General features: G+C 47.2%; 8 protein-coding genes. 2 read left to right on the top strand and 6 right to left on the bottom strand.

Going from position 1 to position 13,841, the window contains the following annotated elements; all coding sequences use genetic code 11:
* Positions 1-11 precede the first annotated feature (11 nt).
* On the bottom strand, positions 12-2,900 hold the full coding sequence (locus AKJ31_RS07610) for a pyridoxal phosphate-dependent class III aminotransferase (protein ID WP_053408504.1): 2,889 nt from the start codon (positions 2,898-2,900) through the stop codon (positions 12-14).
* A 519-nt stretch (positions 2,901-3,419) separates the two neighbouring features.
* Entirely contained in the window at positions 3,420-5,915 is a 2,496-nt protein-coding gene (locus AKJ31_RS07605; RefSeq protein WP_053408503.1) for a VCBS domain-containing protein, read from the bottom strand.
* A gap of 334 nt (positions 5,916-6,249) precedes the next feature.
* Between AKJ31_RS07605 and AKJ31_RS07600 the strand changes: the two genes are divergently transcribed.
* Together AKJ31_RS07600 and AKJ31_RS07595 are read left to right on the top strand one after the other, a co-directional pair.
* A complete protein-coding gene (locus AKJ31_RS07600) occupies positions 6,250-7,515 on the top strand; it encodes a TolC family outer membrane protein (RefSeq protein ID WP_171384671.1) in 1,266 nt (421 codons plus the stop codon).
* A gap of 1 nt (position 7,516) precedes the next feature.
* The gene (locus AKJ31_RS07595; RefSeq protein ID WP_053408501.1) at positions 7,517-8,131 is read left to right on the top strand and encodes an OmpA family protein; all 615 of its coding nucleotides are present in this window, start codon (positions 7,517-7,519) and stop codon (positions 8,129-8,131) included.
* A gap of 66 nt (positions 8,132-8,197) precedes the next feature.
* Here the strand turns inward: AKJ31_RS07595 and nhaA are convergent, their stop codons facing one another.
* The 4 genes from nhaA to AKJ31_RS07575 form a co-directional block, all read right to left on the bottom strand.
* The gene (gene nhaA, locus AKJ31_RS07590) at positions 8,198-9,349 is read right to left on the bottom strand and encodes a Na+/H+ antiporter NhaA (RefSeq protein WP_053408500.1); all 1,152 of its coding nucleotides are present in this window, start codon (positions 9,347-9,349) and stop codon (positions 8,198-8,200) included.
* A 256-nt stretch (positions 9,350-9,605) separates the two neighbouring features.
* Complete coding sequence (locus AKJ31_RS07585; RefSeq protein WP_053408499.1) at positions 9,606-10,733, bottom strand: lipocalin-like domain-containing protein; 1,128 nt, start codon at positions 10,731-10,733, stop codon at positions 9,606-9,608.
* Entirely contained in the window at positions 10,730-13,183 is a 2,454-nt protein-coding gene (locus AKJ31_RS07580) for an ABC transporter permease (protein ID WP_053408498.1), read from the bottom strand. The genes AKJ31_RS07585 and AKJ31_RS07580 overlap by 4 nt, the downstream gene beginning before the upstream one ends.
* Entirely contained in the window at positions 13,164-13,835 is a 672-nt protein-coding gene (locus AKJ31_RS07575; RefSeq protein WP_053408497.1) for an ABC transporter ATP-binding protein, read from the bottom strand. The genes AKJ31_RS07580 and AKJ31_RS07575 overlap by 20 nt, the downstream gene beginning before the upstream one ends.
* Positions 13,836-13,841: the final 6 nt, after the last annotated feature.

The following is a 13,841-nucleotide window of genomic DNA, read 5'->3' as shown; positions in this document are numbered from 1 at the left end:
TTTCGTTACCTTTATTTAACTAGCTCAGCCGCTAGAGTGTTGATTTTATTAAGTAAAGATTCGAAATCCGAAATCTTCAAACAAGGGTTTAGGATAGTGAATTTCAGCGCAGATTTGCCGTCCACTACCGTTTCTCCAAGTACTGCAACGCCGCGAACCAGCGCTTCCAGTCTTAGAGCTTTGTTGAGTTCATCTAAATCCACTGCTTCATTGCTGACCGCACGGAACAACACTGTAGAAAGCGCAGGTTCAGCCAACAGCTCGAATCCTTCACTGTTACGAACAAGATTTGCAACTTGTTGTGTTTGACCAAGCAAGTGATCGTACATTTGACCCAGTGTATTCGGCCCTACGTTTTGCATCGTCATAAAGACTTTCAATGCGTCAAAACGTTTGGTCGTCGCGATAGACTTGTCTACCAAGTTTGGTAATTCGTCGTGTTCGCGGTTCAAGTAATCCGCATGGTGAAGCAAGAACTTGAAGTTCGCTTTGTCGTTGACAAGCAACGCACCACAGCTGATTGTTTGGTAGAACAACTTGTGGAAGTCGACACTCACCGACTCTGCGCGCTCAATGCCTTTCAGACGGTTTTTGTGGCTGCTTAGAATCAAAGCACCACCGTAAGCACCGTCTACATGCATCCACATCGCATGTTTTTGAGCCATGTCAGCAATGAAGTCTAGATCGTCGATCGCACCGTGATCGGTCGTGCCTGCTGTACCAACAATAGCGAACGGAATTAAGCCTTCAGATTTCGCTTGTTCAATCACAGCGTCTAGCTTGCTTACGTCCATCGTGCCGTCTGCATTGGCATCGATTGCAAGAATCGCTTTTTCACCCAGCCCCATCCAAGACGCAGATTTTTGTACCGTGAAGTGTGATTTCTTCGAACATACGATACGTAGCTTGTCTGCGTAATCAGGAAGACCTAGCTTTTGAATAGAGTGACCGCTTAACTTATCTGCAATCCAGTCACGAGCCAGCATTAGACCCATTTGATTGCTCTGCGTACCACCACTAGTGAAAATACCGTCTGACTTCTCGCCTAACTCGTACTTATCACATAGCCAATCAACCACTTTTTGCTCAACGTAAGTCGCAGAAGACGCTTGGTCCCATGAATCCATCGATTGGTTTAATGCAGCGATCATTGCTTCTGCCGCCACGGCTGGCATCAACGGTGGAGTATGTAGGTGTGCGATACAATCTGGGTGCTGAACAAAGATAGAATTCTTCGCAACTAAGTCTGCAGTTTCACCAATAACATCAATCAGTGGTGCGTTCTTGTTGTCGAGGTCAACCGAGTTGATAGCATGTTCTAAGAGCTTTGGTTCAAGACCTGAGTAAGGTGCGTTGACTTGCTCGAATACTGATTTCATCGCTGCCGTTGTGTGGTTCATCACTTTAGCAAACTCAGCACTGCCCATTTCACCTGTATGGATGAAATGCTGCTTCCAGTTCTCGTTCGCATGTTCTGCATCAATCTTGTTGCCACCAGCGACTAGGATTGCTTCTTCTAAAACGCGAAGTGCAAAGTCAATCTGCTCGAAAGAGATGATTAAAGGAGGTAGAAAACGGATAACCGAACCTTCACGACCGCCTTTTTCAACCATTAGACCACGCTCAAGCGCAGCACGTTGAATTTTCAGTGTCAGTTCACCATCCGCAACAGGCTCACCAAACTTGTTAAGCTCACTGCCCGGTTTACGGATTTCTACGCCTAGCATCAGGCCTTTACCACGAACTTCTGCAATGCAGTCTACGCGTTTTTGCATCGCTTCTAGGCCATGACGTAAGTATTGACCGGCGATGTTTGCGTGCTCAACAAGATTATCGCGTTCGATGATTTCCAACGCTTTCGCGCCAGATACCATGGCAAGTTGGTTGCCACGGAACGTACCTGTGTGCTCGCCTGGCTTCCATGTATCGTGCTCTTTGTTGATCACCAATAGTGACATTGGCATACCACCGCCGATCGCTTTAGACAAACACAGTACATCTGGAACAATGCCCGACTCTTCGAAAGCGAAGTTGTAGCCAGTTTTACCTACACCACACTGGATCTCATCGAAGATCAGTAGAATACCGTGCTCGTCACAGATACGACGAAGTTCACGCAACCAGAATGCTGGTGCAGGGATAACACCGCCCTCACCTTGTACTGGCTCAACGATGATCGCTGCTGGCTTCATAATGCCCGCTTCATCATCGTTTAGAAGACGTTCAATGTAACGAATGCTCGCTTTCGCACCTTCGTCACCACCAAGGCCAAACGGGCAACGTAGATTGTATGGGAATGGCATAAAGTGTACGTCTGACATTAAGCCAGTACGACGCGCTTTAGTGCCGAGGTTGCCCATCATTCCCATAGTACCGTTGGTCATACCGTGGTACGCGCCACGGAAAGCAAACATGGTGTTTCGACCAGTCGTTTGCTTCGCTAGCTTAATCGCTGCTTCTACGGCATCGGCACCAGAAGGACCACAGAACTGGATTACGCAGTTGTCTGCCAGTTGCTGAGGTAAGAAGTTCTTCACGGCATGAATGAAGTTGGTTTTTGCTTTGGTCGCAATATCAAGCGTCTGATAAGGCAAACCGCTGTCTAGCTGGTCTTTTAACGCTTGGTTGATTTCTGGGTGGTTATAACCCAGCGCCAACGTACCTGCGCCTGCAAGGCAGTCTAGAAACAGTTGACCACGTGTATCTTCAACCAAGGCACCGTAAGCTTGCTTGATGGCAATCGGCAAGCGACGTGGATAAGAGCGAACTTCAGATTCGTGCTGCTCTTGATCCAATAGAATTTGGTCTGGAGTAAGGTCGTAAGTACCTTCCAACAAAGGAATTTGTGTAGAAAATGGAGTCGCGATAGTGTTGTTATCGACTTCAAAGGCTGTGCTCATGATTTAATCCCTTGAAATAGTTAAAACCCTTCCTATCGGCAGCAAAGCAGTTTGGAAGGCATAGCAGGCCATAACACGGTTCCGCTGGAAAACGTGTACGACAAATTGCTCCATCATATGGATGGATTAAAAATCAAAGGGGTAATCAAGGTTCAGTAATGCAACTGTCTTGTAAAACAGGGCATTCAGGAAGAACTAAGCTGATTATTGTGTGTTTGTTAAGTGAGTTCAATGTTGGGTTTCCCATTCACTTGCCGCTACGCGACAACAGTATCCCGTCTATCGATAAAAGGACTTATCGATACCTACCCTACGTGATGTTCACTCAGCCCGAATGACGTCACGCGTATCCCCCAGAATCGTAGTTTTCGAATCACTTCCGAGATTGCGCGCGAACATATCACAAAATAAAATATTCTCGCAACAACTTTTCATCTTTGGTTATTAATTAATTAGTCATTAATCAAAAAAGCTGGCACTTTGGCCAGCTCAATTTTGAGTAGTTTGGTGCGTTCATCACTAATCCGTTTTTAGCACCTGCGCCAACATAGCCGCATCATCTAACACATTGTTATCTATTAGGTTTGCACCCTCAAATGCTTCTGCAACACCCTCAAGTACAATGGTTTGTTCTTTACCGTCATCAGAGACTGTTAAGATAACGTCGCCATTGTCTACATCGAGCGAGGCTGACACTTTGCCGATCAAATCCCCGAGCTCAACGTTGTCGTCGCTATCAAGGATGCCTCTTAGATCGATCTGGTCACTGTTGAGGACAAAGTTGTCGACGATATCGGTGCCGTTATCCAATGTCGAATCGAGCCAAACAAACAAGTTGTCGTTCTCATCCCCCAACATAAGCTGATTGCCAAGCTGCGCATTGAGTTCGTCACCTTGCTCTGCCGACAGCACGTCATAGCCAGAGGCATCAGAAATATCAATCGTAACCTTAGCTTCTTCACTTTCCGCTAGATTTGAGTCGACAGCGATGTAATCGAAACTATCTTCATTGTTGTTCTCAAAACCCGATATGTAGTTGAGAACCCAATTACCGCCCGTAGAAGAGAACTCCATGTAGGTGATCGGATTATTTGGATCCGGTGATTCAAAGGTAAACTCGTAGAAGAACTGATCGTTTCCTGTGTCACCTTCATCTTTCTGGTATTGCTCTACGTATTGGGTACCATCCGCCAAAGTGAACGTTACCTCGACCACGACTTTACTGTGAGTGTTAAACGCGCCACCCATGCCGTCCAAACCAAATTGCACCACGTTGAGTGGATTATTGATTAAGTCGATATTCAACGTTTCAGGCGAGTTGAGCCCTGCGCCATCTGCATCACCAAGACCGCAACCAAAATGATCCGGTCCATCAAAGTAATGCATCAATGGCATACCGTTGTTGTTGGTAATACTGATGCCGACGGTGTTGCCATTCGCTAGAGTCACTAATCGCTCAGTATCACTGATAAACACGCCCCAGTTAATTAAACCATCCACTCCGTGTGGCAGCTCTCCACTACAACCGATTTCAAACTCTTCACTTGGCGCAGGAACGTAACTGATTTTGTCTGGGTTGAGCAGCTTACTCGCGTCAATATCGCTTCCCGGAACATGCAAGTCATCTTCAGTCAGAACACGAGTTTCACCGAACTCATCGGTATACAAAAGTACGCCGTGTTCAGGCAAACAGGTGATCATTACACTCAGTTGAACACCTGCGAGGTCATCTTCTACATCGGAGATGTAGTCGAGTTCGTCGTTCTCGTCGTCGTTAAATTTAATCGGAATGACGGGTTGATTAGACCCATCAATTTCAAAGCACTCAGCAACTGGTGGAAGATTGTTGTTTCCGCCAGGAACACTGAAATAGACGTTCACCGTCGCCGTATGGGGTTCATCACAATCGCCTAGTACTTGATCGTCAGGGACATCGAGTGTTTTGACCGTGACTTCAATGTTGTGCTGTTGCATCAGCGGCTCAAAGCCAGCGTTGTACGCTTGCTCACCAAACACTGTTAGTCCGATCTCACCGGTATCTGGGTTAATCACGTACAAGTCGTTACCCTGACCATCTTGAACATTTTGACTGATTTCGTATTCGTGCTGTTGATTGTCAGGATCGACAAAACCAATCTGACCAACTTTATCTCCAGCTTGTCGATCTTCGTCATAGCTAAAGCTGTAAGCTTCTGCTTTTGTATCTGTTAATTCCCCATCATCGTTTAACTGCATGAACTCCGGTTGGTCGTTGGTGCCATCAATGTAGACATTCACAACGGTTGCGACGCCATCTTCATCGTAGACAGTAAATTCATCTTGTAGACTTTCACCTGGAGCAAGTTGGTCAAAGGCTTCATACGCCATATACGTCCAGCTGCCGTCTACCGCCAAATTGAACGTGCCATGAGCACCCGCAATATTCGTTTGACTCACAAACGCCGACTCGGATTCTAGTTGACCATTTAACTGAATCTCTTCATCCGTTTCGCAGGCTCGCACGTCCATCTCTGCATCATCTGAACGAACTGGTGTATCAATTTCTTCTTCTTCGATAGGTGCGGTGGTATTAATATTGTCTTCGACCAGTTCAAGCAAGCTTACACTCTGGGTTCGAGATAAACCTTGTGCCTCAAGTCCTGCCGTTTCAAAGGCTGTTGCTGCTAACGTTTCCGCGCCAGTTCGCTCAATCGAACCACTGTTGGTTAGACTGGAACCACCTTGTTCCCCTGCTGCGGTCGCTAGGTCTTCATTTTGTGTTGGGTCGGCACCTTGCTCAATCTGCTCCAAAATAGCCGCGATTTCGTCGTCGAGGTTGAGATCGACTAAAGCGCCCTGCTCAGACACAACCTGAGCTTGAGTGTCTGTTGCGGCAGTGGCTCCTTGACCGAGTACAACGATCACTTCACCCGGTCCTGGAACTTCTCCGGGTAACAGTTCGCGAATCTGTCCATTGATATCGATAACAACGGTAGTATTGGCTAGAGCGAGTGTCGCAAGTGTATTCATATTCATAGTTCACTTCCGAATTGTATGAATTTCGAAGGCCACTTTTCAGCTATGGTCTTCGCTTAGCGCGTACTTGTGCACACTATAAAGCTAGTTTTATTCGTCACTCGCAGCCAGTTAATGACATAAAAGTCCTAACGAAAATTGATACTTTTATAAGTTCGGTTAGAAAATTTATACAAGCTCCGATCACTTTTTTGTTCTATAAGCTACGCTTTTCTTAAGTGTTTTCGCCTTTTACGTTTTTACTCACCTGACTTTAATTGGTTTGTTTCCAGTTAAGGAGGCTACTTTGAATTTGAAGAGAACGATACTGGCTAGCTGCGTAGTGGTCGCGAGTATGAGCAGTCATAGCCAAACCCTTGAACAAGCCGTCGCGATTACGTTAGCTACCAACCCAGAAATCAAAGCGGTATACAATGAATTCCAAAGCGCGGTACAAGAACACTCAGCATCGGGTGGTGCTTACTTACCTAGCTTAGACCTAGATGCCGGGATTGGTTACGAGCGAATTGATCCCGCAGACTCAACCGGACGCGATACCAGTGATCTAACACGTAAAGAAGCCAGCCTGACCTTAACCCAATTATTGTGGGATGGCTCTGCCACCCTAAACGATATTGACCGAACCGCTGCGGAAGCAGAATCGATTCGACTCCAACTGTTAGCCGACGCTTCGGATTTGGCTCTGCAAGTCACCAGTGTTTATTTGGACGCGGTAAAAGCGACCGAAGTACTAGCGCTGTCTGAGAGTAACTTGGCGGTACACAAGAAAATCTACAAAGACATTCAACGCCGCGCTGAATCGGGTATTGGCTCGACAGCAGACGTGTCACAAGTCGAAGCGCGGATTGCCAAGGCACATGGCAATCTACTCGCAGCGCAAAACAATCTAGTCGATACACATACGCAGTTTCGACGCTTGGTCGGGCAAGAGCCGTTGGGGCTTAACTACCCAAGAGCGGATATTACCAAGCTGCCTCTTTCGTTATCCGATGCGTTAGTTGAGGCATTCGATAAACATCCAGTGATCCAAGTGTCGAAAATTGATGTCGACTCAGCCCGCTTTCAATACAAACAATCCAAAGGTAACTACTACCCGACCTTCTCTATTGAAGCGAGTCAAACTTGGCGCGACGATGCTGGTGGTGACGAAGGCCGCAGCGATGAAACCCTCGCAATGTTACGTATGCGCTACAACCTCTACAACGGTGGCAGCGACAGCGACCTATCTGAAAAAGCCGCTTACCAACTCAACAAAGCGAAAGACTTGCGTGACAACGCTTTCCGACAAGTCGAAGAAGGCTTGCGATTATCATGGAGTGCACTGGATCTAACCCTGCAACAAAAGAACTTCCTCGCTGACCATGTAGACTCGGCATCAGAAACTGTCATTGCCTACGAGAAACAATACCGCATTGGTCAACGAACTTTGTTGGATTTGCTCAACACCGAAAACGAGCTTTTTCAGGCGCGTAAAGATTACCTGGATGCACATTACGCCGAGCAATATGCGAAATACCGAGTGATGAACGCGACAGGCAACCTGCTTGATGCGCTGTTGGTAGACACTCCAGAAGATTGGACAGCAAACGTGGAGTATTGATATGAAATATGGATATGTAATTCCACTCTCAGCAATAGCTCTGGCAATGTCTGTTCATAGCTACGCTGAGGATGAATATGAGTACATGGACACCCCAGTTGCAGAGCAAATCGCTGACCTAGAGGATGACGACAATGATGGTGTTGTTAACGCACGCGATATCTGTGCAGACACACCAATAGGGGCGCAAGTCGATAATGACGGTTGCGGGGAAGTAACAAAGGCTGAGGAGCAAAGACAGCTACACATCTTATTTGCTAATGACTCCTACGAGATCAACCCAATCTTTGCCGACCAAATCCAAACCATGGCTGACTTCCTCAAGAAGTACGAATCCGCATCGATTCAGATCCAAGGTTATGCTAGCCGCGTTGGTCAAGCGGACTATAACCTTGAGCTATCGAAAAAGCGTGCCCACGCAGTGCAAGATAAACTGCTCTCTTACGAGATTGAACCGAAACGGGTTGAGATCGTCGGTTATGGTGAAACACGAGTGGTGGCTGAAGGCGATGACGAATCAGCCCATGCCCAAAACCGCCGGGTCACCGCCACGGTCGTAGGCTTAACTCAGCAAGTCGTCGAAGAATGGACCATCTTTACCACTCTTGAGAAATAAACTCGATACGCGCTCTAAAGCAAAACGCCCCTTCAATGAAGGGGCGTTTTATTATCGTTGCTGAGATTATGCTGACTGCTTATTTGGCAGTGATAATCTTAACAGAATGTAGCCGACGATCGCCGCAGTGGTCGACCCCATTAAGATACCAAGGCGAGCATATGTATCGAACTGAGCGTTAGCTTGACCAAACGCCAGTGACGAAATGAAGATCGACATAGTAAAACCGATACCACATAGCACAGACACCGCGAAGATATGTTTAAAGTTAATCCCTTCAGGTAACTTAGCGACGCCCGATTTAACCGCAATCCAGCTGAACGAGAAGATACCCACCGGCTTACCAACAAACAGACCCAGTGCGATACCCAGTGGCAGCATTGACGTCAAACCTTCCACTGAAACGCCTTCCAACGAAATACCAGCGTTAGCAAATGCGAACAGCGGTAGGATGAAAAACGCGACGTACGGATGCAGTGCGTGTTCCATATGTTTCAGTGGCGAGCGCTCTCCTGAATTTCCTTTCAGTGGAATAGAGAAACCGATTACCACACCAGCCAATGTTGCGTGCACACCTGATTTCAGTACCGCTACCCACAAGATAAAGCCAACGATCATGTATGGCGTCAACTTGGTAACGTGTTTCGAGTTAAGTACAAACAGCGCCGCTGTCATCGCGAAACCGACCGCCAATGCTGAAGTAGACAGTTCACCGGTGTAAAACAGCGCGATGATAACCACAACACCCAAGTCATCGATGATCGCCAATGCGAGCAAGAATACTTTCAGGCTAGTTGGAACGCGCTTACCTAGCAGTGCCATGATACCCAAAGCAAATGCAATGTCTGTCGCAGCAGGAATTGCCCAACCTTGGACCGCTTCCGCATTACCCACGTTGAACATGACATAAATTAGCGCTGGCGCCAACATACCACCTACCGCTGCAATCGCAGGGAAGATAGCCGTTTCTTTTGACTTTAACGCACCCTCTAATAGTTCGCGTTTTACTTCCAAACCAATCAACAAGAAGAAAACCGCCATTAGACCATCATTGATCCAATGCGAGATAGACATACCAAAAACGTAAGTGTGCAGACCACTTTGGTAAAGCTCGTTTAATGGTGAGTTAGCAATTGTCATCGCGATGGCGGCTGCAATCACTAGCAAAATACCACCAGCAGACTCCATTTTGAAAAAATCGCGAATTATATCACTCATGATATCGTCCTTTTATTTATTATGTTAATAAACGATTAACAAAGAATAGTACCGAGTGTATAGATAACAAATCAGAAGGGAAAATCGCTTCTTTAGATGTTTCACTTCGGTATTTCCGATAATAACCCCTTTAAAGTCGTCTAATTTCCTTACCCAATTATAGGCAACTGCGAGCAATATCCTGCTAAATGCAAAAAAGCAGCTCCTTTTGCATAAAGAAACTGCTTTTGTGGATGTTCAGTGAACGAGTATTAAGTTAATAACCTGTTAACTGCATAAATCCTTTCGCACTGTGGCTACCGGTTGCTTTGATCGGCCCTTCCCAATAAGGGATGACAAACGGAAGCCAAAGGTCTGCATTCGTTACTCGCGTACTTAGGTTGATATTATACTTCGGAATATGAATAAACCAACGCGTAGGAACCTGTTTGCCATTTTGCATTGCCTCTGGCTGAATCGGCTCCATGACGATCTCATCGGATTTAATCTCGTAGACTTTGCCATCATTCGTAGACAGTGTAGCAAACATATAAGGTAATTGTTGATTATGACGGTATCGACTTACCGAAAGTGTTTTGTCATCGTCAAGACGCAGCACAAACCAATCCCAACCTTTTTGACCTTCCGCCATTAAGCCGCTGCCCCATTCTTTGCTCATCCAAGCATCACCCGTCACCGATACATGCTTGTCGTCACCTAGATGCAACGTGCCTTTCACGCGCAAAAATGGCGCGGTGATGTTGTAAGACGCCACTGGCAGTAAATCGTGTTTTTGCTGATAACCGCGTTCTCCTGGGATGACATAAGGACCACGAGTCGCAGTCTTTAACTCCAGTGCAAAAGTGTCTGTCGCCGCAACAAGTTGACCCGGAAACGGTGTACGACCTAATGAACGCCAGTACCAGTTGTCGATCCAAACTCTGAACGGCTGATTAGTCATCCCCGCTTGGCCAATACCACCGCGAGCGATACGCTGTTCTCTCCACACTTTATCTTTGCTGGATATCACCACGTGGGAAACGAAAATCTGTGGGCTCAACCAGCCAGACATGTTGCTGTCGTTTGAGGCAATGCGGAAGTAACTCCACTGCACACCGTATTCTTCGCCGTTTTCGTCAGTAACATTGGCAAAAAAGTGCCACCACTCGTGTTGAAACTCATTATGGAACGCGAAATCACTCGGTAATCTCACTGGCGAATCAGGCAGTACAGGATCAAAGACTTGATTGGCTTGAGCGGTGAGTATGTCGCTAATCTCGTTAATTTCTACTTCGGCAGGCGCGCTTTGCAATTTATCGAAATACACCGCGACGAGTAGTGCAACAACAATACACAACGCAAGTACCGAGATACCGACTCTGGCATATTTACTCTTGGTAATCACAGCGAATCCCTCAATGACTTCATCGGCGTGTTTCTCACCATTCTCAATACCGGAACAGCACCGGCAATCATCAATGACAACATAGTAAGTGACGCGGTTTTAATGTACTCAAAAGGAATTAGTTGCAGCTCTAGCGTCCAACCAAAAGACTGTTTGATGACGATATCAACAACCAGTCTCGCCAACGCCAATCCAAGCGGCATCGCAATCAAAATTGAAATTGCGCCAAAAACGAATAGCTGTAAACTGCCCATCAAAATCAGCTCTCGACCAGACATACCGACACAGCGCAACAGCGAAATGTGCTTCTGCCGCGCGACTTCCCCCGCTACGGTAGCGAAGAAGATACCAAATATCGCGATCACCAGCGTGATGTTACCCAGTGTATCGGCAATCGAGAACGTGCGGTCAAACACTCGCAGAGCTTGCTGGTGGATATGGCTATTATCAAAGATCCGGTCTGAGTCGATTCGGAACACCGATTCCATACGATGTCTGAGGCTCGCCACACTCACACCGTCACTTAACACTGCGCCAAGTGCGACGCTTCCACTGCCGGCATAAGCGTAAAGCCAGTTACGGTGTGACAACAGAACTTGGTTATACGGATTGCCATAATCGTAATAGACACCGACTACTCTCCAACCTGGCCCTAACTCTTCGGGTAAATCGATCGCATCCCCCGGACGAATACCTAACTTAAGCGCCATCGACTCACTAACCATCACACCTTTGGACTGATGCAAATGATACCAGTAGTTAGGAATACCCAGTTTAACCGTCAGCGCATCAAGCTCTCCTTCAGAGCCGCCCGTACTAACAACCTGTAGTGCGCCACTTGAAGTCATGACTTCTTTTTCCCAGCGCCACCAAACTGACTCAACTTCTGGCTGTTTCGTTAGCCAAGAGCTGACTCGACCTGCTGAGCTGGTATTTGGATAAACGTACAAGTCTGCCGCTAAGCGCTGAGTCAACCATTTGTCAGTGGTGTCACGGAAGCTACCAACCATGGTTTCAACGCCAATATTGGCCGCCATAGCAAGCATGAAGCCCATTGTTGCAACGCCGCGGTAACTCATACTCGCCGCCGCATCCGCAAAGAACCAACGCACTTTCACCCAACGCAATGAGTAAGAGAACATGCCGAATACACGCCAAATAATGTACGGCGTGAAAAGCGCAACGCTTAACAGCATCAGAGCAATAATCGCAAAGCCCGACTCTTGAGTTTTTGGCGCTTGGTAAATCGCAATCGCTGCGACACACAAAGCACACGCAATCAAAGCTTGAATCGTAAATTCAGTACCCGCAAAACGAACCAGTGAAAGACGTGTGGTTAGTCGAATCGGTTGAGAGCGTAACAAACGCACCAAAGGCCAAGCACACGCCACCGCGGCGCCGATTAGCGTCAGCATTAAGCTGTACAAGCTGGCATCCCAGCGCCAACCAATCGCCAACCCAACGTTCGCATCATATAAATCGCTCAAACTTGCCGAGACCGATGGTATTAGCTGATTCGCAAGGAACAAACCAAACGCGTTTCCGCAAAGCCAACTAACAATCACCAAGAAGAATAACTCAAGCATCAGCGCTTGGGTCAATTGCCAGCCTGATACACCTGTCTGCCTTAAAATCCCGACCAACAGCTGTCTTTGCACCAACGATAGTGACATCGCTTGGTAGAAGATAAACAAGCCGACCAAAAACGCTAACATGCCCATCGCGCTCAAGTTGATGTGGAACGCTTGGGTGAGTGATTCAAGCTCTTTGCGCGAACTGCGGCTAAGCTCCATCCCATTTGGAAGGTAAGATTTTAATCTTTGCAGCTTTTCTGGCGGCATCTCGCTACAAGCGATAACCGAAATGCCGGAGCTTCTCTCCAGCATTCTTAACAGCGCGATATCAGCAAGAATACGAGTGCCGTTCAGCATCCCTTGCGTATCAACGACGATAGGCCCGAGCTTGCTACCGTCTTCTAACTCAATTGAATCGCCGTTACGCCACTTTTTGTGTTTGGCAAGGTCTTTGCTGACCAGTACCGGGAATGGTGGTCTCATTAGAGCTAACGACGCAGCGTCGCTAAGCAATGCGCCCGGCTGTAACTTGAGCATTGAAGCTGGGTCGATACCCACTAGCGTGAGGTCACTGTCATCAGCAGTGTGGATACGCAAGTGTTCAAACGGCGCACATTGATTGAATCCGTCACGGCGTAACTGAACGTAGAAACCTTGGGGAATTTTACTGGTCGCGTGTTTCGGTCGAATACGATAAGGAAGAGGATTGGAAAACAGTTTTTCGCCGTGCTCATAGCTTTGACGAGCATGGCTGTTGATTGAACTAACACCAACAAGTAGTGAAACACCTAGCGTCAGACCAAGCCAGACAAGAATGATTTGAAATGGGTAGCGTCTGTAGTGGCCAAGTAGCGCTCTAACTACGGGCCATAACATGCAACTGCCCTCCTTGCAGACGGATTTTACCTTCCATATGGTCAGCGACACGTTGGCTGTGGGTTACCAACAACAAGGTACAATCTAGTTGCTTGGATAACGTGGTTAGCAATCTCATTACCGCTTCCGCATTGCGCTCATCTAGACTACCTGTCGGTTCGTCAGCGAGGAGAATCTTCGGCTCCATATACAGCGCACGAGCAATCGCAGCGCGTTGCTGTTGCCCACCAGAGACTTCTTCAGGATAGCGACCTAACAGCGGCATAAGGTCAAGCGCAGAGAGAATTTGTCGCCATAAGCCATGATCTTCAGGCAGTCCTTTGAGCTGACGACAAAAACGGATATTGTCCGCGACATTCAGCGTAGGTAACAAGTTGAATTGCTGGAAGATAAGGCCGATGTTATTGCGGCGATAAGCAGTACGTTTGCTTTGCGAGACATCGTGCATAGGAAAATGAGGGAAGTTAATCTCACCAGAGTCTACTTTATCCAACCCTGCGATAAGGTTGAGCAATGTACTCTTGCCTGAGCCACTTTCCCCCATCAGAGCGACTTGTTCGCCTTGATTTAACGACAACTCAGCACCTTGTAAAACTGGATGAAATTCATCACCATCTACATAGCCTTTACAGAGGTCTGTCAGTTGAAGCATTAATAC

Origin of the sequence: Vibrio hepatarius (genome assembly GCF_001274785.1) — a bacterium.
GTDB classification, from domain to species: Bacteria; Pseudomonadota; Gammaproteobacteria; order Enterobacterales; family Vibrionaceae; genus Vibrio; species Vibrio hepatarius.
The sequence above is the reverse complement of the archived record's forward strand: the minus strand, read 5'-3'. Positions and strand labels throughout refer to the sequence as shown.